Source organism: Novosphingobium sp. (genome assembly GCF_032093395.1).
In the GTDB taxonomy this organism is placed as follows: domain Bacteria; phylum Pseudomonadota; class Alphaproteobacteria; order Sphingomonadales; family Sphingomonadaceae; genus Novosphingobium.
Genome location: NZ_DAMDBA010000040.1, coordinates 21372 through 42531, shown reverse-complemented (window position 1 = coordinate 42531; position 21160 = coordinate 21372). Strand labels below are relative to the sequence as shown.

Annotated in this window: 17 protein-coding genes and 1 pseudogene; 10 read left to right on the top strand and 8 right to left on the bottom strand. The window is 60.7% G+C overall.

Annotated elements, in window-relative coordinates; translation table 11 throughout:
* The 4 genes and pseudogenes from RT424_RS14195 to RT424_RS14180 form a co-directional block, all read right to left on the bottom strand.
* Window positions 1-175: transposase zinc-binding domain-containing protein (locus tag RT424_RS14195; protein WP_313439415.1), on the bottom strand; the 175-nt coding region annotated here is incomplete at its 3' end.
* A 3-nt stretch (window positions 176-178) separates the two neighbouring features.
* Window positions 179-1083 (bottom strand): annotated as a pseudogene (locus RT424_RS14190) (tyrosine-type recombinase/integrase).
* Window positions 1084-1315: 232 nt separating this feature from the next.
* Window positions 1316-1513, bottom strand: a complete 198-nt coding sequence (locus tag RT424_RS14185) for an SDR family oxidoreductase (protein ID WP_409521500.1) — start codon at window positions 1511-1513, stop codon at window positions 1316-1318.
* Between the two features lie 198 nt (window positions 1514-1711).
* On the bottom strand, window positions 1712-2797 hold the full coding sequence (locus tag RT424_RS14180; RefSeq protein ID WP_313439409.1) for a patatin-like phospholipase family protein: 1086 nt from the start codon (window positions 2795-2797) through the stop codon (window positions 1712-1714).
* A 377-nt stretch (window positions 2798-3174) separates the two neighbouring features.
* Here RT424_RS14180 and RT424_RS14175 point away from each other — a divergent pair, with 377 nt between their 5' ends.
* Together RT424_RS14175 and RT424_RS14170 are read left to right on the top strand one after the other, a co-directional pair.
* On the top strand, window positions 3175-3591 hold the full coding sequence (locus RT424_RS14175) for a hypothetical protein (protein WP_313439406.1): 417 nt from the start codon (window positions 3175-3177) through the stop codon (window positions 3589-3591).
* Between the two features lie 11 nt (window positions 3592-3602).
* Window positions 3603-4400: a Crp/Fnr family transcriptional regulator gene (locus RT424_RS14170; RefSeq protein WP_313439412.1), complete on the top strand. Its 798-nt coding sequence runs from the start codon at window positions 3603-3605 to the stop codon at window positions 4398-4400.
* A 193-nt stretch (window positions 4401-4593) separates the two neighbouring features.
* On the opposite strand, the gene RT424_RS14165 is transcribed toward RT424_RS14170, so the two are convergent.
* Window positions 4594-6873 (bottom strand): family 1 glycosylhydrolase, encoded by a 2280-nt coding sequence (locus tag RT424_RS14165; RefSeq protein WP_313439404.1) that lies wholly within the window; start codon window positions 6871-6873, stop codon window positions 4594-4596.
* 40 nt (window positions 6874-6913) lie between these two features.
* On the opposite strand from RT424_RS14165, the gene glf reads away from it, so the two are divergent.
* The 8 genes from glf (at window position 6914) to RT424_RS14125 (ending at window position 16419) form a co-directional block, all read left to right on the top strand.
* Window positions 6914-9358 (top strand): UDP-galactopyranose mutase, encoded by a 2445-nt coding sequence (gene glf / locus RT424_RS14160; protein WP_313439401.1) that lies wholly within the window; start codon window positions 6914-6916, stop codon window positions 9356-9358.
* A gap of 28 nt (window positions 9359-9386) precedes the next feature.
* Window positions 9387-9941: a DUF4142 domain-containing protein gene (locus tag RT424_RS14155; protein WP_313439399.1), complete on the top strand. Its 555-nt coding sequence runs from the start codon at window positions 9387-9389 to the stop codon at window positions 9939-9941.
* Window positions 9942-10063: 122 nt separating this feature from the next.
* The gene (locus RT424_RS14150; protein ID WP_313439396.1) at window positions 10064-10243 is read left to right on the top strand and encodes a hypothetical protein; all 180 of its coding nucleotides are present in this window, start codon (window positions 10064-10066) and stop codon (window positions 10241-10243) included.
* 835 nt (window positions 10244-11078) lie between these two features.
* A complete protein-coding gene (locus tag RT424_RS14145; RefSeq protein WP_313439393.1) occupies window positions 11079-12029 on the top strand; it encodes a manganese catalase family protein in 951 nt (316 codons plus the stop codon).
* Between the two features lie 142 nt (window positions 12030-12171).
* Window positions 12172-12924, top strand: a complete 753-nt coding sequence (locus RT424_RS14140; protein ID WP_313439390.1) for a ZIP family metal transporter — start codon at window positions 12172-12174, stop codon at window positions 12922-12924.
* 183 nt (window positions 12925-13107) lie between these two features.
* On the top strand, window positions 13108-15369 hold the full coding sequence (locus tag RT424_RS14135; protein ID WP_313439387.1) for a hypothetical protein: 2262 nt from the start codon (window positions 13108-13110) through the stop codon (window positions 15367-15369).
* A gap of 84 nt (window positions 15370-15453) precedes the next feature.
* On the top strand, window positions 15454-16041 hold the full coding sequence (locus tag RT424_RS14130) for an SDR family oxidoreductase (protein WP_313439384.1): 588 nt from the start codon (window positions 15454-15456) through the stop codon (window positions 16039-16041).
* A gap of 117 nt (window positions 16042-16158) precedes the next feature.
* Entirely contained in the window at window positions 16159-16419 is a 261-nt protein-coding gene (locus RT424_RS14125; protein ID WP_313439381.1) for a hypothetical protein, read from the top strand.
* A gap of 179 nt (window positions 16420-16598) precedes the next feature.
* Here the strand turns inward: RT424_RS14125 and RT424_RS14120 are convergent, their stop codons facing one another.
* The 3 genes from RT424_RS14120 to RT424_RS14110 all read right to left on the bottom strand — a co-directional run bounded on the left by RT424_RS14120 (window position 16599) and on the right by RT424_RS14110 (window position 21157).
* Window positions 16599-16772, bottom strand: a complete 174-nt coding sequence (locus tag RT424_RS14120) for a hypothetical protein (protein ID WP_313439378.1) — start codon at window positions 16770-16772, stop codon at window positions 16599-16601.
* 40 nt (window positions 16773-16812) lie between these two features.
* Window positions 16813-19113, bottom strand: coding sequence for a heparinase II/III family protein (locus RT424_RS14115; protein WP_313439374.1), 2301 nt, complete (start codon window positions 19111-19113; stop codon window positions 16813-16815).
* Window positions 19114-19186: 73 nt separating this feature from the next.
* Complete coding sequence (locus RT424_RS14110) at window positions 19187-21157, bottom strand: glycoside hydrolase family 97 protein (protein ID WP_313439371.1); 1971 nt, start codon at window positions 21155-21157, stop codon at window positions 19187-19189.
* Between the last annotated feature and the right edge of the window lie 3 nt (window positions 21158-21160).

The window sequence follows — 21160 nt, the reverse complement described above, 5'->3', positions numbered from 1 at the left end:
GCCAGTGCCCGCAGTCGTCGCAGGCCTCGATGTGACCGCCCAGCGCGGCGGTGCGGCAGTTCTCGATCGCCGTCATGACCTTGAGCTGGCCAAGGCTGAGATGCCCGGCATGGGCGGCACGATAGGCGGGCCCGGCGCTGCGGAAGATATCGGCGACCTCGAGCGAGGTGCGCACGGTTCAACCGGGTGGTGCCCTGCCTTCCATCACGGCAACGATCTGGTCGAGCGGGCTGGCCACCGCCCGCATGGTCTTGCTGGAGACCCGGGTATAGATCCCAGTCGTGTTGATGTTCACGTGTCCGAGCAAGACCTGGATTACGCGGATATCGACACCCTGCTCGAGCAGGTGAGTAGCGAACGAGTGGCGCAATGTGTGCGGGCTTACCCGCTTGTGGATCTCTGCGCGCTCGGCCGATTCCTGCACGACCCGGTGCAACTGGCGAGCCGAGACTGGATCCGTGCCGCTACGGCCAGGGAATAGCCAACCATGCGGCAACATCACCCCGCGCCGCTTGCCTTCGCGCCACCACTGTCGAAGCAAGTCCAGCAGGTGCGTTGAGAGCATGGCGTTACGATCCTTGCGTCCCTTGCCCTGCTCGACGCGGATCAACATCCGGGTGCTGTCGATGTCATCGATCTTGAGGTGAGCGACCTCTGAGACCCGCAGGCCCGCGCCATAGGCAACGCTGAGGGCTGCCTTGTACTTTATGCCTGGCGCCGCCTCGAGCAGCCGCGCTGTCTCCTCGACGCTCAAAACCACCCGCAGCTTGGGTGTGAAGCGAACGACGACCAGCCCTAGCGCCATCTCCGGCCGCCTGAGGGTTATCCCGAAGAGGAACCGCAGTGCGACACGGCCCCATTGATCGTGGCCGGCCCCTCGGCGCGCTCGTGCTGGTCGACCTGATAACGCCGGAGGTCTTCCACCGTAGCCGTGTCCGGGGGGCGGCCGAGAAACGCGGCGAAGTTCCGGACATGTCGGATATAGTCATTCTGCGTGTGCGCCCCGAAGCCACGCATCGTCATGTCCTGCAGCATCCGCTCACGCAACGAATGGGTCGGGGCAGCGGTCGTGATAGTATTCATGGTAAGTTCCTCTCCGTTGAAGGAACTCCACGGTCGCAAGGCGACATCGCCGCCCGCAAAGCCTGAACAATACTACGCTACGTCACCCCAAGCGACTCTCCCGCGGAGCGGGTTCGTGCTCTGGGTGAAAGCTGCTGTTCCCGTGAGACAGGCTGACCGGCAGCTCCTGTCAGAAAGTGCCGGTCAGGGTTTATCGAGCGGTTTCCTTGCGGACGAGCGCCGATCGGCGCCCTCAGACGTTCCGGATGGTCCCACCGTCGATGACGAACTCTGCGCCATGGATCGCGGCAGCACGATCGGCGGCAAGGTAGACGATGAGGTCGGCCACCTCATCGGGCTGCGCTCCTCGGCCGATCGGAATCCCACCCAGGGCGTCGAGTACGGACTGCCGCGCGTCCTCGAGCGTGCCGCCATTTGCTGCCTGAAGCATTTGGAGGAAGTCTCCGGTGGCAGAACTGGGACAGGGTCAGTCAATTGCGATCTGGGGCAGTCATGATTTTCCAACGTAAGGCGGCGCCACTGCAGTGATCGAGGCCGCTATCTGCGGCGCCATCTCGACCACGGCCAGCCCCCGTAGGTCCGCCATGGTTCCCGCGAGCACAATCGCCGCGGAGCACAGGCATGCAGCTCATCCAATGAACGAACTGCTTTCCTGGGAATCGATCCTCAAGCCTGGCTTCCCAACCTCAATATCGCCGTTCGCCAGACGCCGGATCAAAAGTGCCCCGTCGCGATGACCTGACTGCCATCGCTCTCCTGCCGACCGAGGCGAAAAATCCATCGCTTTACCGGCGATTTCCCGGTTTTGGTCCGAATATGCCAGGTTCACGAGCGTGACCGAAGACGCGGCGTCACCGGCCGCGTCGAACGATCGTTTCCATCCGGCTATCGTCCGCCGCGTCTGCGCGGCGAATATGAGGTCCTGGGTTCGGCCGACGACTTCACCCAGCGTCTTTGGCCGACCCGACGAAAGAGGGAGCAGATCAGCCGCAATGCAGAGAACCGGAGAGGCGCCGGGCGAGCTCAGGACTGGATCCAGGGGAACATTAACCGACAAACCACCGTCAACCAACAGGCGCCCGTCAACTTCGATTCCCGGGAATGCCGATAGCAGCGAAGCGCTCGCTCTCACATGGTCGGGAAGCACGCGCTGGGTTGCCGTATCGATCCAGACTTCCTCGCCCGTCTGCGCATACACTGCAGCCGCCGTGTAGCGGACCTTGCCTTCATTCAGCAGTTCGAAGTTCACGAGCTCGCCAAGCGTCTGCGTGAGGACATGGGTATCGTAGATTGCGTGGGAGCCTGCAGCCGGATCGTGACGCCACCAAGCAGCGGAGGAGCCGAAGGGACCGAACATGCCCCGGCGACCCGTCAACAACGTCCCTACTGCAGCAGCCGAACGGCGCCACGTGTCGGGTAGGAAATCCCAGGGCAGGGGGGCAGGCCGCTCATCCTCGGGCCGCCACAAGTCCCTCAGTTTCTCGAGCCGTTCTCCAGGCGAGTTACCAGCAATGACAGCGCCCACGACAGCGCCGATGGATGTCCCAAGAACCCAGTCGGGCTCAATTCCTGCTTCATGTAATGCCTGGTACAAGCCTGCGTGATACGCTCCTAAAGCATTGCCGCCACCTAGGACCAAGGCGATCTTGACACCTTCGCGAACGGGCAGCGGCCGCCGCAATGGCGTGGCCGGCGCGTTGGGAATATCCGACATTGAAACCATCCGCTGTCCCCGTCCATTGCGAGGGGCGACCTAACCCCCTCGTCAAAGGTTCATCAGCAAGGTCTGGTTCCCACCTTATTGATTCGGAAGCACGCGCGGGCAGTCCCGCGGCGCTACGGTCGCTGTGAACCCGATAAAGCCACTGCACATAGTTGTGGCCGGAAGCGACCTATCGCGGTGGCGCTGCGCAGCGCGCTCCGACCCTATACTTGAGGCAAATAATGGTTGGGCCGAGCCTTCGGCGAGCCCAGTCGTTGGGAGTTGCTGGTAAGTCAGGCAGAGACGGCGTATAGCATCTCCAGCGCTTTCCCGTGTTTTGGCCTGGGGCGCCTGAGAGTTGTCGTGCTCCTGCCCAACGGGAGAAGCGTATGCTCACCGGTTTAACTGTTCTGATCGTGGAAGATGGCGGCCTGATTGGTCACGACCTCGCTGCGGCTGTCGAAGACCTCCATAGGTTTCCGATCGTCGTCGCTACCGTTTCAGAAGGCCTGCGTGTTGTTGCAACCGCAACTGTTTCCGCAGCCATTCTGGACGCGCAGTTCCCGGACGGCGAAGTGACGCCGCTTGCCGTTGCTCTTATCGAGCGCGCAGTTCCGTTTGTTGTGCATTCGGGCGGCACCTTGTCAGATGCGCTGAATGCACTTTTTGCGCGTCACGCCGTGGTTCCCAAGCCTGCTTTGTCCAGTGCCGCTCTGGCTGCCCTAGAACGCGAATGTCTCGGCGACCAAACTATGGTCGGACCAATGCCTGAGATAGCGTTCGTCTTGGAGGATCGCCGGTGCTGAAGGCGTATGAAATGACACCGGCGCAACGATTTGGCCCGCAAACTCCGACGCGCCGCGCAGGGCGCTGGCTGGAAGAATTGGTGGCCGGGCACAGAGTCATTGAGGGCCGGCGGTCGGTTGATCAGCGGGAGTGTAGTACGCAATACAGTGTAATTCTGCAGGAAGGGATGCTATCGCGCGCACTGAATTATCGCGACGGCAAACGTCAGGTCGTGAGCGTCCATGTGCCTGGCGATTTCATTCACTTTTACGCCGGGCCGGCCCGCCATCAGGAGACCGTCGCAATCACTCGCTGCCGGGTTGCTCTCATACCGAACTGCCGCCTCGACCATATCACCAGACAGCAACCCGATAGGCTTCGCGACCTTTGGACGTTGGCTGCGGCAGACGCTGCCGTTTGTCGGGCATGGTTATTCAGGTTGGGCAGGCTCGACGCCGTCGCCCGGATTGCCCATTTTCTCAGCGAAATGAACTACCGCCTCGCCGCAAGCGGACGCAGTGATGGGCGCAAATTTCAGTTGGCGCTTACGCAAGCCGATCTTGCGGAGATTTGCGGCCTGACCCCGGTGCACGTTAACCGGGTCATGCGAAGACTGCGGGAAATGGGTCTTTGCACGTTTCGGTCGTTCTTGGTCGAGATTTCCGAACGGACCCGCCTTGAGGCGGTCGGTCAATTCAACTGCAGCTATCTTGAGGTAGGCAATGAGCACGATAGGCCAGTCGCCCCTGTCGCGGGTGCCAGATTAATGCACCCGATGCCGGTTGGAAGTTTTCAAGAGCAGCTCAGGCGGATCGATAGATGCCAATAGGGCCGGCTAGCCGCGCCGCCCGTGACACCAAGGCGCAGGCCTTTGAAAATCGACGACGGAGGCTAGGAAACTACAACGATCTCGATGTTGTGGTCCGAAACGAAGAATGATCCCGTAAGTTGATCGCTATTGATGCATTTTGACGATGCGACCGGGAGCCGCTGAATTAATGTCACGAAACTTTCAGGTAGCATCAAAATCGCTGCATGGCAGGACCAATTTGGGCATCTTGCCCCGTGAATTCCTCGGCAAAGCGTCGGATCGCGTGATCGAGTGGCGGTAGCAATTTTCCGCGACGACTGATCAGCGGAACATACGCCGGGCGAGTTGCCAATAAGCCCAATGTCGCGCCTGCCTGGTGATCGACGAGGCTTTCGTCCAGCCCGGATGCCTTAGCCAAACGCATGGCAAAACTTGCCCATGTGCAAGCATCTTCATTGGTGAGGTGCCACAGTCCCGTTTCCCCATCGATGACGAGGTCTAGCACCGCGTTGCACAAGTCCGGCACGTAAGTCGGCGTGATCGTCTCGTCGTCGGCGGCGATGAAAGGGACCCCCCGCGCCAGGGTGTTGCAGGCCTGAACCGCGAAGTTGTGCTTGTCGAACGGCGAGAAGAATGCGGCGGTGCGAACGACCAGATGTCGGCCGGGAAGGCACCCAACGGCCCGCTCAGCCTCTGCTTTACTACGCCCGTAGACGTTGATTGGCGAAGGCGCTCGGCCTTCATCATAGGGTCGGTCGCACAAGCCGTCGAACACTAAGTCGCTGGAAAAGCTCGCGGTCGCGATCCCGCGCCGAGTGCATGCAGCTGCTAGGCGCTCGGCACCAGCGGCGTTTGCTTCGAAGCATGCGGCCTGCTGGAGTTCGGCCTCGTCGACCCTTACCCAACCGGCTGCGTTGATGACGGCCCAAGGGTAATGCCGGTCAAGCGCTCCGGCGATGCTGGATGCGTCGGCGAGGTCCAGTTCGTGCCTTTGTGTGAGCACATGATCGATGTTCCGGTGTCGGCATGCAGCTGCCAGAGCGCGCCCCAGCGTGCCCGAACCGCCTGTGATCAAGAGTGGTCGCGTCGGCGGCGGGGGCTGGATCACCGCGCGCTGCTGCTCAATCAAAGGCGCCGCACGGACCACTTCTGGATGGTGCAGCCGTATCTCACGTTGCCACCAGCCAGAGCCCCCTAGCACAGGGTGGCGCAGCCTGTGTCCCGTGGCTAGCGAGCGCAGCAACGCCACCATTGCCGTTGGACGGGCCGTGCCACCGCTCACATCGAAAGTCCCAGCTTCATAGCGGCCCACACCGGTCAACAGCGTGTCCCATCCGGAACTACCGAAAAGCGCCCAGCTGGTGACTGCGCGTACGTCGATGCCCGTGTCACGTGCACGTGTGACATCGTCCCAGGCGGCAGCCACCCAGCGCATCTGTTCCTCGCGCGTGCACCCATTGTGGATCTCGGTCACGGCCAGAGGTCGTGCATAGCGCTCCCATGCCTCGCGCAAGATGCCAGTCAGGCCCTGCGGAGGCGGGGTCAGCGCGCGGATCGCCTCGGTGTCCACGAAAGGGCGTTGATCGTTTCCGCCCGCTGCGAGCCGCGGATATCGCCTTATCCTGTGGTCGAGGAAGCGATCGCTAGTAAGGTAGTGATTGATGCCGATGATGTCGGGAGGGCAAGGATCGTCGGCAATTGCCCGCAGCCGGTCGCCAAACCCCATGCGGCTGAGGCGCCGCCATAAGTCATGGCCGGAGACCACCATCCCGCAGAGCAGGTCGAAGCTCATCCAGCGCCGCGAGTTGTCGAACGCGGCCTGATCGCAAAGCCCAGCCGTGGCGTATGTGCGGCCGAGATCTTCAGTCTGGATGAGGCGCGCACCCGGTATGTGGATGCGGATCGCACGCATGGCCAGGCGCGTGGCGTCGATCTGGTTCAACAGCGCCAGCCAGAATGCCGACTCGTCTCGACTGTGTGGATACCAGTGGCCGTACAGGGTGGAGAAACGGGCGGTAGTGAGCGGCTCGTTGACGGGCGTCCAATCGCCGATCCAAGGATACCGTTGCGCGGCAGCGCCAGCGTGCATGGCAAGGGCGGTAGCAAATCCGGGGTCGAGCAGGTTCGTGTATGCGGGCCCGCTCCCATGGTGAACGAGACCGGCGATAACCCCGATGTCGAGTTGCCGCAGGCGCGCCAGGCGATCGTCGGTCCAGCTCCAATCGCGTTGCGACGGGTCATGAGGAGCGGTTCTTTCCCATGAGATAGGGTAGCGTGCCTTGGTACACCCGAGTTGCGAGAGCAAATCGAGATCTTCGGTTCTGCGCGTATGACCAGTCTCTTCGAACTGGTCGCGGAAACGCGAATGTACGCGATTTAGCGTGCACTCGGGTCCAGCCCAAAGCTCTACGGGCGGAACGTGATCCGCCCATCGCAAAGTAGCTTTGCTCATGATTATTTTTAGTGCCGATTTATGGTCGTGTTTCGGCACCTTATACTACCAAGATGGGTTGTAAAATTGATGTGAGTTAATGCAGAAGTATTTTCTCCGATGGAACGAATATCTCTTCGGTATCGTTCCATACTTGATCAACGATAAGGAAAGACGGATGCGTCGGAGCGGAACCGCTACCAGGCTCGAAGAAATTCGCGTGCAGACTGCAGCTCCATTTGTCTGCTTCAGTCATTTGCGGTGGGACTTCGTGTATCAACGGCCGCAGCATCTGATGAGCCGTTTCGCCTCGGATCACCCTTTGATCTATTGGGAAGAACCGCTGCCGTGCGGCCAGGAACAGGCGGCCCAGCTGGATGCGCGCAAAGCCGCGGACTCTAACGTGCTTGTCGTTACCCCCATGATCCCGGGCGGACTATCGCCACGCGAACAGGCCGACGCGCTCCGTCTGCTTCTCGACGGTTTGCTTGCCAATTACCCCGCGCCTTGCTGCCTCTGGTACTACACGCCGATGATGCTGCCGTTCTCGCAGCACCTCGTCGCGGATTGCGTCGTGTACGATTGCATGGATGAACTGGCGAATTTCAAAGGCGCACCACTCGAACTCCTCCCGCTCGAAGATCGCCTGATCGCGTTTGCCGATCTCGTCTTCACGGGAGGATACAGTCTCTACGCCGCCAAGCGGGATCGCCATCCGGCGACGCACGCGTTCCCCTCGGCCGTAGATACAGCGCACTTCGGCCAGGCTCTGCAGGCGGAAATTGCCGAGCCAGCAGATCAGGCCGCCCTGCCTGGCAAGCGGCTGGGGTTCTTCGGCGTCATTGACGAACGGATGGATCTGGAACTGGTCGAAGCCCTGGCCGATGCCCGACCCGATTGCTCGATCATCATGATCGGTCCTGTCGTGAAGATCAGCGAGTTCGACCTACCGCGCAAGCCGAACATCTATTATCTAGGGCCGAAGGCCTATGCCGAGCTGCCTGCGTACCTTTCTGGGTGGGACGTCGCGTTGATGCCGTTTGCCATCAACGAGGCAACCCGGTTCATCAGCCCGACCAAGACGCCCGAATATCTGGCAGCCGGAAGGTGCGTGGTATCCACCCCAATCGTCGACGTGGTGCGCCATTATGGCGCGCTCTCGGCAGTCAAGATTGCGCAGGATGCCGGCGCGTTCATCGCCGCGTGCGATGAGATACTGGCCCGGCCTTCTGAAAATGGCGCACGCGATGCCGAGGTCGCCGACTTGCTGGACGGCACGTCGTGGGACAAGACCCAGCAGCAGATGGCCGCCCTGATCGACCAGATCATGGCCGATGCCGGCGCTATGCAGGCGATCGTGTCGCCGACGACGATGCGCGAAAGCGGCGACAAGGCTTACGACGTGATGATCGTAGGCGCGGGGTTTGCCGGCGCCGTCATGGCCGAGCGGCTTGCCGCGGACGCGGGAAAACGCGTGCTTGTGGTAGATCGCCGCCCTCACATCGGTGGCAATGCCTTTGACTGCTACGATGCGGCGGGCATCCTGATCCACAAATACGGTCCGCATATCTTCCACACAAATTCGGACGATATCGTCGCGTACCTTTCACGCTTTACGCAGTGGCACCCTTATGAGCATCGCGTTCTGGCCGATGTTGACGGAATGCTCGTGCCTATGCCGATCAATCGTACCACGTTGAACGCGCTCTATGGTTGCAACCTGACCAACGACGCCGAAGCTGCGGCTTTCCTTGCTGCGCGTGCCGAGCCCGTCGCCATCGTACGCACTTCGGCCGATGTCGTGATCTCGGCGGTTGGCCCCGAACTCTACGCGACGTTTTTCCAGGGCTATACCCGCAAGCAGTGGGGAATGGATCCGTCCGAGCTGGACAAGTCCGTCACGGCGCGGATTCCTACCCGCACCAACACTGACGACCGCTATTTCACCGATACCTTCCAGGCGATGCCGGCGGCCGGATACACAGCGATGTTTGAGAAAATGCTCGATCATCCAAACATCGACCTTCTGCTTGGCGTCGATTTCGCGGATGCCGAAAAAGCCTATCGGCACGATCACTTGGTTTTCACGGGCCCGATCGACGAGTACTTTGGACACCGATACGGGAAACTGCCGTATCGTTCACTGCAATTCGTGCACGAAACGCGCGATGTGCCACAAGTACAGCCAGTTGCGGTCATCAACTATCCGTCCGAAGACGTCCCTTACACGCGGGTGACCGAATACAAGCACTTGACCGGGCAAAACGCCTCACGCTCCAGCATCACTTACGAATTTCCCAGCGCCGAGGGTGATCCGTACTACCCGATTCCGCGGCCCGAGAACCAGGCGTTGTTCAAGCGCTACGAGGCGCTGGCCAAGACGGAGCGTAACGTGACCTTCGTCGGCCGCCTCGCGACCTACCGGTACTACAATATGGATCAGGTCGTGGGGCAGGCACTGGCAACTTATCGCCGGGTCTTTGCCTCTGTCGTAACACCCGCGCTGGTCCGTTCGGCCATGCCTTCCGCCAACATTGCTGCATGAACCCGCTTCATCAACAGGAAAACCAATCATGAAAACGTTCATTCTCAGTTCCGCCGCGACCCTGCTCGTCAGCACCGGCGCAATCGCCCAGATAGCGGCTCCCATGTCCTCACCGGCGATAGGCACGCGTATGACTGAGCCGGCGCCGGTGATGGCTGCGCCTTATGTGGCCAAAGCAGGGGCGAGCGATCTCTACGAAATCCAGTCTTCGCAACTCGCCGCGAAGCAGGCGGCCGACCCCAAGGTGAAGGCGTTCGCGAAGATGATGGTGTTGCATCATACGATGACCACCAAGCAGGTCACTGCGGCAGCAAGGGCCTCGGGTCTTAAGCCGCTGCCATCGATGCTCGAGCCCATGCAGGCCAAGATGATCGCGCAGCTTCAACCGCTCACCGGCGCGGCGTTCGATACTGCCTATGTGACGCAGCAGAAGACCGCGCACGCCATGGCCTTGAACCTCCACCAGACTTACGCCGCGAACGGTGACAAGGGGCCGCTGAAGGCAGCGGCAAGCAAGGCGGTGCCGATCGTCAAGCAGCATATCGCAAAACTCGAGACCATGGGACCCACAGTCACTTCCTGACGACCCTAGCGAAACCAACCCGGCTATTTTCTTCCGAGAACGCGCCTGCCATCCGGGGTCGTTATTTGGGCGGAAAGTGCGCATCGGCCGCAGCAGAATCCTTTAGACTGAAGGAAGCAGCTATGTCCAAAAACGATCCGGAAACCCCTCGCGGTCCCTTGGGAGACGCGCGGCCTGACTCGTTCGATCCGCACAAGCAGAACGAAAGCGGCCAGAAGCCTCAGAAACTGGAAGACCGGCCGTCGGAAAGTACCGTCACTCCGGAAGACTATCCCGAGGACCAGCGCGCCAGGGGCGCCTGAGCGCGGCATTGTCCCAGGCATCGTCCGGCGCCATCCCAAGATCGCCGTGATGCCAAGCCAGCCCGGAGCAGCCCGTTGCGCGCTACCGCGCGCAACGGGCTGCTCCGGCGGAGCTCTCACAATGCGTTGAGCAAAGATAGTCAATCACACGGTCTGATGCCGCCTGAGTATAAGTATGGGCGTTGGAGTACGGACGTGGCGAATACGCCGGGAGGCGTGGTTACCTGTTCGCTCGGGTAAGCTACTCTGCCTCGAGTTGTCTCGCCACGAAACTGGCTCCCCCCAACTCGGCTTCAGCTCCCGTGCACTTAATACGGCGCGGTCGCAGTTCACGCGGCGGATTGACCTCGTGTCACCTCAATTGAAAATCTTGCGTTTCATTCGTTTCACGAACGCTCCGTGGCGAGAGGTTTTCCCTAGCAGATCATGAAGCCCGGCAGAATTTGTTTGGCCATGGTGCGTTGCGCTTCGCCGTCATTCACCGCCAGTTTCATTGCGCCCGCTTCGGTCATCACATAATTTTTGATTGGGGCCTTCACATCACCGACAGCATAAGGATCGCGGAAGGAGGTTTTGCCGATCTGGCGTCACATTGATACGATTAAGGCTGTGACCATAGATCGAAATAGAACTAATCTGTGTTAATATGGAAAGGATTTTCTGCCTCCTACAAGCTTTTGCGGGACATAAATTTAACGATATACTTGATTTTTAAATACCAGACAATTTTGTCACTAACATAAATCATGTTGAACCCTCGGATTAGATGGGACCGAGATCTGGTCCGCGAACCTTAATACATAGGAAATCACTAGATCGAGATATTCATATGTTCATGCATAACAAGCGTCTCCAATATACGGTGCGCGTATCAGAACCCAATCCCCGGCTCGCGACGATGATGCTCGAGCAATTTGGGGGTGCGGATGGCGAACTTGCGGCAGCCATGCGGTACTTCACGCAGGGCCTTGGCGAAGATGATGCCGGCCGCAAGGACCTGCTGCTCGATATTGCGACGGAAGAGCTGAGCCATCTTGAGGTCATCGGTTCGATCATCGCGATGCTTAATAAGGGCGTAAAGGCGCAGTTGGCCGAAGGGGCGATGGAAGAAGCCGAGCTTTATCGTTCCATCGGCGCAAGCGGCGTCAGCGCCAAAGAAGCGCTCCTTTTCGGAGGCGGGCCCGCATTGATCGATTCTGCTGGCGTCCCGTGGACCGCAGCTTATGTCGATAGCCGCTCCGAGCCCACAGCTGACCTGCGTTCGAACATCGCCGCCGAAAGCCGGGCGAAGATTGTTTACGAACGACTGATCAACGTCACTGACGATCCGGGTATCAAAGAGGCGCTTGGCTTCTTGATGACCCGAGAAATCGCCCACCAGAAGTCGTTCGAGAAGGCCCTCTACGCCATTGAGGACAATTTCCCATCGGGTAAGCTCCCCGGCATTTCTAAGTTCGCCAATATCTACGTCAATACTTCGCAAGGCGAAGGTGATGCAAATGGGCCTTGGAACGTAGGCGAGCAGTGGGACCGGATCGACGATCTCTCGCTCACCATGCCGATTGATGGAGGCGATGGCACGGCCAGAGTTGTGCTGAGCTTAGGAGACGAGGCTAAGCTGGCCAAGCTGGCCGCCCGGACAACGTCGGATCCTACCTGCAACCCGGTTACGGGCGTTGACCTCGGTGCCGGTCCGGGCGCGGGTCGTACGACTGACGAGGATATGGGCGGCGCAGACGACATTCACGAAGCGCCTGCAATCGCAGAAGCAAACGCGCCGAAGTAAAGCGCAGGATCGCTGGCAGGCCCTATCCTGCGGGACGATGGGCGTATCACAGTGATTAGCGTGATACGCCCACGGTCGTGTGATGCATACAGGAGCTACCCACCTCGTGATTTGGTCCTCGTCGATTGTTATAACCGGCTTTATGGCAAGCCTCGTCGCAGGCTTGGCCACGGTGCTGGGTGCTCTGCCGATACTCAAGATGGGACGTCCGACGGCAGAGCAGCAAAATTTGCTGCTTGGCTTGGCTGCCGGCGTGATGTTGGCGGCTTCTTTTTTTTCCCTCATCATACCTGGGATTGCCCAAGCCCAGGATCTCGGCGCTGGAAGAGTTGTGGCTTCCGCGATTGTTGCCGTTGCGGTTTTGCTGGGTGCAGCCACGCAGACGCAGCTTAACCGCATCGTGCCATGGCTCGGAACCAAGTTCGTCACGATAAAAGGGGCCGATGCGAGATCGGCACGCGTTCTGCTCTTCGTCGCGGCTATAACTCTGCACAATTTTCCGGAGGGCATGGCGGTAGGAGTCAGCTTTGCCGGAGGTGACGTCGGTGCCGGCTTGACCACTGCGCTCGGAATAGGCGTCCAGAACATCCCAGAAGGGCTCGCGGTGGCAGGTGCCGTAGCGAGCGTCGGCTATTCCCCCCGTGCCTCTGTCCTCGCAGCGCTCGGTTCAGCTCTCGTCGAACCGATTGGTGGGCTGTTCGGCGTTGCGCTCGTCACGATTGCACAGTCGTTGCTGCCTTGGGGGCTTGGGTTCGCCGCAGGCGCAATGATCTACATCGTCGCGAGCGAGATCATCCCCCAAACGCACGCTCGAATTGTATGCGGAGGAAGGGCGACGACTGGTCTGATGATCGGACTGGCCGCCATGATGTTTCTCGATACCACTATGGGATGACAAGAGTGGGCAGTCGTCCCGAAGGAATCTCGGCAAAGCGGCGATGTGTAGGTGTCAGTCCGCGACCGAGGAACGCATCGGAAACCTGGTCGTTAGCTCATCTTCAGCATTTGCTTGGTGTCATCGAAAGGAGGCTAGCATGTCCAACCTCACCGGAAGCACGCCGCGTTCAATGGTGCTGCGATGACCACCACCCGTCAAACCGACGTTAGCCCCAGTCCGAACGGCGTAAATGCGCTTTGTCCTGCGAGCCCTTATGTCATTGGCTTGAAAGAGCTGCTGATATCTGGTCACGGAAAAAAACTGGGTGGTTGCGAAGTTGGCGATCTGAAAGTGGAACTCCAGTCGTCGAGCGATTCCCTTTGGATATTGATCCGGCGCCCGGGGTCCGGCGGTATAGCGTGCCGTGCCGCGTTCCTCCCAGTCCCATTCGAATGCAGCATGAAGAAAACCCCATCTGCTGAAGCGATGGAGATATCGATCGACAGTGCCCTGGGCCATCACGCCGTCAAGCTGGACACAGGGGGAGATGCGCTCGAGCACGTTAGGATAACGACCACACTTACGCCTGCCATTCCGATGCTGGTGCCGTTCCTGCCGCGTGATCTCTATCCTTTGGACGCGGAGGATGATCCCTTGGGGGCCGAAGGACATGTCGAGGCGGCGCAGCGTGGATTGAATAGCGGCGTGCTCTATTTCCAAATTACGAACCCGGCCTTCGGCAACGTCCTGTACTTTCAGAACCTCACGGCGATGAACGGCTACTACACTGCCACCGCCACCAGTCCCGATGGCGCAGTGGGCGGGCGTTGGCCCGAGCTTGGCTATCTACCGCCGTCGCCTACGCAATCGGGAACGCCACCGTCCAAGCCCTTGGATGTAGGCGTCGAAGTGACTCTCTCGGATGCGATCCTCGTATTCCGCCATCACTCCCCGCCGCACGAGCGCGAGTCTGCCCGGCAATTCCTTCAAATGCTAGGAGAGGCCTACAAGCAGATCGTTTTGCCTCATACCGAATATCGGGACTGGGTGGACCGAGCCGAGCGGACGCTGATCGATCTGGACCAGGCTCCCGAAGCCACGATCGAGCACTACGGCCACCGCTACGTTCACCCTTACACCGCCAGCGAATATCCAGACTCGATGGTGCAGATGTCCGTGCTGGCAGCGGTATTCGACTGGGGGTGCTGGCGAGGTGAGCCCCACCCGCTCGAAGCGGAGCTTCGCGCGGGTTTGAAGCGGTTTTACGACCCCGAGCTCAAGGCGCTGCGACGCTATCTTCCCAATGTCGGCGACGAGAAGGACGCGGACGCCGTTGATAGCTGGTATCTCTATCACCCGATGCTCAACCTCGCCCGAATGGCCCTCGCCGGGGACAAACCCTCCGAAACGCTATTCCTGCAGTGCATCGACTTCAGTATCGAGGCAGCACGTCATTTCGACTACAAGTGGCCGATTCAGTACAAAGTCACTGACTTCACAGTCATCACAGCCACTGCGAATGACGATCGTGGTCAGACCGATGTCGGTGGGCTCTACGCTTATGTCATGGTTCAGGCGCACGACTTGACCGCTGATCCCCGGTTCCTCGATGAAGCCAAAGCAGCGCTAAACGCCGCCATGGGAATACGTTTCAACCTCAACTATCAGGCAAACCTGACCGCCTGGGGCGCTGCAGCCTGCATGCGGCTTTACCGCATCACCAACGATGTCATCTATGCCGAGCAGAGCTACGTCTATCTCGCAAGCTTCTTCCACAACTGCGAGATATGGGAGAGCGAATTGGAGCATGCGGTCCATTACAAAAACTTCCTTGGCGTGACCTGCCTTCAGGACGCGCCTTACATGGCGATCTACGAGTGTTTCGACGCGTTCACAGCTTTCGAGCACTATCTCGACGACAGCGGTCCAGGGCTCGATCCTGCCGTGCGCATGTTGGTCGCCGAGTACTGCAAGTATGCGCTCGACCGGGCATGGTACTATTACCCTGACGCCTTGCCCGCGGAAATCCTCGCGACGAAAAATCGAAACGGCCACATCGATCGCAAGCTCTCGTTCCCGCTTGAGGATCTCTATCCCGACGGTCAGTCCCCGGGGCAAGTCGGTCAGGAAATCTACGGCGCCGGCGCTGCGCTCGTCTTCGCAACGCGGAGCTTCCACACGATCAAGGATGCTCCGTTCAAGCTATTCTGCGATCACTTTATCCGCGGCAAGGAGCGCATCGGCGACCGATCGCTGAGTATCGTACTCGATGGCGGCGAAACGTGCGTCGCGGCGTTAAATTTCGTGCGCGAGAAACGTCGCACACTTCCCACGATCAAGGTCGCCACTGCCGGCGGGGACGTTTTGCGGGGCCATACCCACGGTGACGACCGTGTCGTTTTCGACGTGCCCGCCAACGGGCGCCTGATCATCACCTGGCATGACGATAAGGAAAGCACATGAGCAATGTTTCCGACGCGCACAGGGAACATCGGAGTTTGGCGGGGCGCAAGGCCATAATTACCGGTGGAACGACAGGGATAGGTCGTGCGATCGCGGTTCCTGCTAGCCAGCAAGTCGGCTGAGGTGCTCATTTGCGGGCGAACTCCCGAACATCTCGGCGACGCTCTCAACCGCATCCGGGACGTGGGGCAGGGCGATAGTATCAACGTTGACTTGGCCGAGCCGGCCGAGCTTGGCCTTTTTTCAGGCTGCCAAAGCAAAACTGGGCTCACCGGTATCGTGGTCGTAAATGCAGCAGTGCCTGCTCGCTCGCTGTCGAAGATGACGGCCGAGGAGGTCCGTTATGCAATCGCGGTTGACTTCACCGCCTACCTCATGAGTGCGCACGCCGCCCAGGAAATCCTAGCTGATAAGGGGGACATCGTCCTGATCGGTTCGATGTCTGCGCACGTCTTCAGCCCGGGATCGACCGTCTATGCGGGCATGAAGGCACGTATAGCCGGCTTCTCCGAAGCGCTGCGCCGCGAACTGGGTCCCTCTCAATGGAAACCCCGGGTCACATCTCAGTGGCAATCAACAGCCTGGGGAGACGAAGTCAGAGCTACGCTGCTTCAAGCGACTGCACGACTCCTACGTGAAGTCGCGATACGATCGGAAATACCGGATAGCTGAACATGAGTTGGCCTGGATTGCGGCGCGGGTAGAGACGCTGCATGGCGAGGTTCAGGCATTGGCTTGCGATCGATTGGGTGTTGATCTGACAGTGGCGTTGGCTGAGGTTCCCTGATCTTGACCTTCAAGCTGGGCTTTGGATGCAGACTCGCCCTGACGTCGCTGCTGCTGATCGGCGCCGGTAATGCTGCGGAATCTTTTGTGGCTAATGAATATTCGAACGACGTTTTTTGGCCGTTAGGCGAATGTCCGGATCGGAGCCGGGTCGCGGGGATAGCTGACGGTCGTGCGAAGTCGGCAGCCGACCAACTCACGCCGTTCCGAACCACGGGCGGTAATGGCTGCTTCTGCCGGAACCAGCCAATCCCGCATCGTTGAGGTGCCAAGCGGCAGCGCGCCCTTCCAAGCCGCTCAAGTGGGACAAATGGCGAGCCTATGAGCGCTCAGTCCGCTTATGACCTTGGTTGGGATGATGCTGCCGCGTCCGCCTCTGCTTTCCAACTCGGCATTTAGACAAGAGCCGACATTCGCTTACTCGACAACCCAGCGCAGTTGAATCAGCAAAACTGACGGATATTCGAACAGTCGAACAGGATGCCAGCAGAGCCTTCTTTCGCACTCAGATAGAAGCGCGTAGCAAAGGTGTCGAGACGATCGGTGTTGGCGACGAAAAGCTGGTTCAGTGTGGGCTTGTTGCGAACCTGCAGCTTGTTCCACGTCGCCTTGCTCATTGTCGTTCCTCATTGGCAAGTGTTGCTCGGGTGGGGGTAGTCATTTTGTTCTGGGCAATACGGCCTGCCCGTTGGAGCAGCCGACCGCCCCCTCTGTGCCTACCACTTGCACGGGCGCGGAGCAGGCGATGCGCACATTTCCGTGGGCACCGCTGAACTGAACCTGTGTGCTGGTTCCGATCGCGAAATGTGCAGTGACCTTCGCGAGCGAGTCGACCAGGACCACGCCTGGGCGGCGGACATAGCTTGCATCCACAATCGAGACCTCGTCGGGGTCCGTGTTTCCGTCGCGGCGCACGGGGTGGCTGACAGCCAGGATGTAGGCGTCGGTGTTGAACCCGGCCATCGTGGTATTGGCATTGCGATGGCGAAGCCGTCCGTCCGCCTGAAGGTTGAAGTAGACCTCGGTGACGCGATCGGTGCCGGTGACGCGCACGCCGATCCAGTCGGTGCTTTCAAGGCGTTCGATCTGTGACGCAGACTTGCCGTTGATGCGCGGTTGCAGGGCAACCAGGAACTTCTCGCGATCGCTCTTCCCGACCGGCTGGAAGCCGAGGTAGGCCTGCTTCATTTTCGGGTCCTCGTCGGCGAGGCCCTCATGGTTGACCAGACGCAGCGCATAAGGATAGTCGGTCGGCAGGCCGCCGTCCGGCAGAGCCGCCGGGAACAGCGGCGTGACGTCGACACCGGCGCCCCCGTCGCGAATTTCGATTGTCCTGCCTTTGCGCGTCGCCGTACCGCCATGATGCAGCAGCCATTCGAACTGGCCGGGATCGCGGCTGCGCAAGTCGTCGATGAGAAGGATCGTGTCTCCCACCCACACGATGTTGCGGTAGTTGCGCTGGAAAAATCGGCTCGTCGGACCGGTGGCATCCACCCAAGCGTAGCGGATGTTGGGCGTATCGAGCAGGTGGTCGATCGTGCCCATCGAAGCCGAACCGTCGTACAGGTCACTGGCAGGCTCCGCGTGCCCGTCGATGGTTACTACGTTGTGGGCTTCGCTTTGCCGGTAGTAGCCGTCGTATTCCGGCGTCGAGTAGCTCGAATGGCCGGAATCCGCGATCAGCGTGCGTCCCTTGTGGTAGAGGATGAAGCTGCCGGCATCGGCATGGTTGTGGTTCCAGGTGAAGCCGGATTTTACCCCGAGAAGCGTGGCGTCGGGGGACCAGTCGCTGCGCATGGTCAGCAGGCCCTGGTCGCGCGATATGTAATTGCGCGAGGTGGCGATGGACGACGACGCTGAAGCGCGTGCCGAGGCATCAGGGAAATAGGGAAGGTTGGTGGCGTCCTTCCATGCATCTTTCGCTGGCACGCCGGAGAAGCCGGCGATGTACTTCAGGTACTCGGGATTGTGGTCGCCGAGCGCCCAGAGGTCGGCCAAGGTGTGGCAACCGCAACTTGGCGGGCGGCTGTCACCGAAGTTGAGCGACACCCACCCCTCGCTGCGAGGATAGCTGGTGGCGAGAAAATATCCTGCGATCTTGTCGAGACCCCTGATGGGGGAGGGGGCTGTGCCCATCGCCTCGGTCCATGAGCGGCGGAAAAGCATGAGGCTGTGCAATGCTAGCTCGGCATAAGAGACAGTCTCGGAGTAGGCCCCGTCACGGCCGAAGGTGGGAGGCTTGGTGCCGATGCGGGTGCCCGGGAACTCGAACCATTCCACACTCGCCTCGTCGATGCGGCGAGCCCATTCGAGCCCACGCGGATCGTCCTCGCGCACGGCAAGCGCCGCTACCCCGGCGCCGAAGACGATATGCGCCCACCAGTTATGCCCCATCGTATCGAGCGCATGGATGCGCTTTGCGCCATCGATCCAGTCGTCCATGATCGGTAGGATGGCGCCTCGGATGAGGCCCTGGACGAGGGTCTGGCGATCGGCCTGCGACAGCGTGTCGCGCACGGCATCATAGGCAATGCCGGTGCTGGCGGCCGCATATCCCATTCCGAGATCGGATTTCCAGGGCGGATCTCGGCGCGCGAGGGGGGCGTCGGTCAGCCAGTCTTTTCTGGCCGCGCGCTGCAGCAGGAGGGCCTTGGCTTCTTGCGCGTACTTCGCCTGTCCTGTGACGCGGAATGCGAGCCCTAGCGCTTCCAAAGCACTGTCGATCTCGCGGTCACCGCGCGGCGGCGAAGTCAGCGCCTTGTCCGCCGTCTTACGCAGGGCATTCCAGCGGGCGCGCGCTTCGGGGTCGCTGGCGACGAGTTGCTTCACCCGCGCGATGTTGGCGGGGTTGAACGCGAGGGTGGCGGGCGATGCTCCGGTCTGTTCGTGCTCCTGGCCGTGTGCCATCGCGGGCGCGGTTGCCAGCATCACGGCCGCGGCGGCCAAGGCGCTTCGCATCATCTCATCCATTCCCCGTCCAGGCCGGTAACGCTTGGACAATTTGCTGTGTGGTTCATTGTCAGGCCCATGATCACGTCACGCGCTCGAAGAGGATCGCCTGGCCGCCGCTCGGCTGCATCGCGACGGTCAGAATGGCAGCGGCATCCACCTCGCGCCGGGCGATGTCCACCTTGGTCCGTCGGGGCTCCGGCGCTCGGGAACCGTCCGCAAAGACCATCGCCTGCCATTTGCCTTCGCCCAGGAAGGCGAGCGGGATCTGGATCGTGCGGGCCTCCTCGTTCGTCATCGCGCCCAGGAACCAACGATTGCCGCTTCGCCGCGCGACCGCCACATATTCGCCGGGCTCGCCGCCAATCGCGCGGGTTTCGTCCCAGGTCGTGGGACATTCGTCGAACCATTGCAACGCGGGCCAACTTCCGGTCCGGTACTTGGCAGCAGTATCGTACCAGTAGAGGAACGTGAGGGGGTTGTAGTAGACGGCCGCCATCGCCAGCTGGTGCGCATTGGTGGTGTTGTTCATGTAATGGTCGTAGCAGATCGTATAGTCGATCGGACCCGACAGCGCGCGGGTGAAGGGCAGGGTGACGTTGTGCCTTGCGGTGGGGAACTGTTCGTTCCCGCGTACCCCTTCGAGTGCGACGTAGTTCGGCAAGGTGCGCTCCAGCCCGGCGGGACGCAGATTGTCGTGCAGGTTCACCAGGAGGTGATTGTCGCCGCAGGTCTTCACGAGGTTGTAGATCCAGTCCACATCCTCTTGACGTCCTTCCCAGATGAAGCCGAACTTGATCCCGGCAATGCCCCACTTTCTGTAGGTGGCAACGATGGCATCGAGCTGGCGCATCGCGGGCAGGCGGTCGACGTAGACGATGGTGCCAATCCCCTTTGCGCGCGCGGCGGCAACGATGCCCTCGATGTCTAAGCCGTCGATGGGTCTGGTCGCATCGCTGGGGTCGGTGCCGTCGCCATACCAGTGCGCGTCGAACTCGATGTAGTCGAGCTTGCGTTCGTGAGCGAAGGCAATGCCTTCCATGGCGCCTGCGTTCGAATAGGGCTTGCGGACCCGGAACGCGCGGCCCGGGCGGATCCAGTCGTCGGAGTCCAGCCTGTCCGGCGTGGCAAGGGTGGGGACTAGCCCGGCCTTGTCGATCAGTGCGGCGGGACGTTCGCCGACCATGATGACGCGCCAGGGCGTCGTGAAAGGCGCTTCGACGGCGAACACGGGTGCGGCATGGGTGTCGCCGGGGCCCGAATAGCCGGTGGCGCGGCCCGGGAAGTGCATCAGACGGCTGACCATGGTCTGCTCGTCCTGACCCGGAGCGAACATCATGCGCGGGTAGTGCAGCCGGTCGGATTCGCACAGCAGCATGGCAAGGCCTGCTGGTGTCTGGGCCAGTGCCGGCGTGTCGGCCAGCGCGCCCTTGTCGGTGCTGGCGGTCAATTCGGGATGGGGCACAGGCGCTATGCGGCCTGGCGAGGACACAGCGTATTCGCCTTCGTCGCGGCTGGTCCAGACACGGGTTCCGGTTGGCAGGCGGAATTCGATCTGCTCGCCGCCCAGCGTTATGGATTTCTTTGGCGCGGAGATCAGGACGAAGCGGCAGGCGATCCCGTCGTTGTGCGCGAGCAGGCGGATTGCGAAGCGGATGCGTGTCCGGCGGTCCTCGAAGCGGGCTTCCAGCTGGCTAGCCCTGCCGTCATAGCGCGCGGCGATCCCATACGGCGGCTGCCAGGTGCCATCGATGGCGGTAATCTCCGAGCCAAGGAATTTCGCATCCGGTCCGAGGCGTTTGCCATCGTCAAGCACGAGTGCCAACCGTGATGGTTCCAGCATGACGGCATCGCCATGCCGGGCGGCCCAGCGCGGGTGCTCGCCGCGCGATGCGGGAACGAGCAGTTCGAGCGTGGTGCGTCCATCGGGCGATGAGACGGTCAGGCCCTGACCCGCTGCCGGAGCGTTGGCGTTGGCTATATTGATGGTTGCGGCCATGCCTGTAGCAGCAGCGCCAAGGCTTGCCAGGACGGTGCGGCGATTGGTCTTCATGCT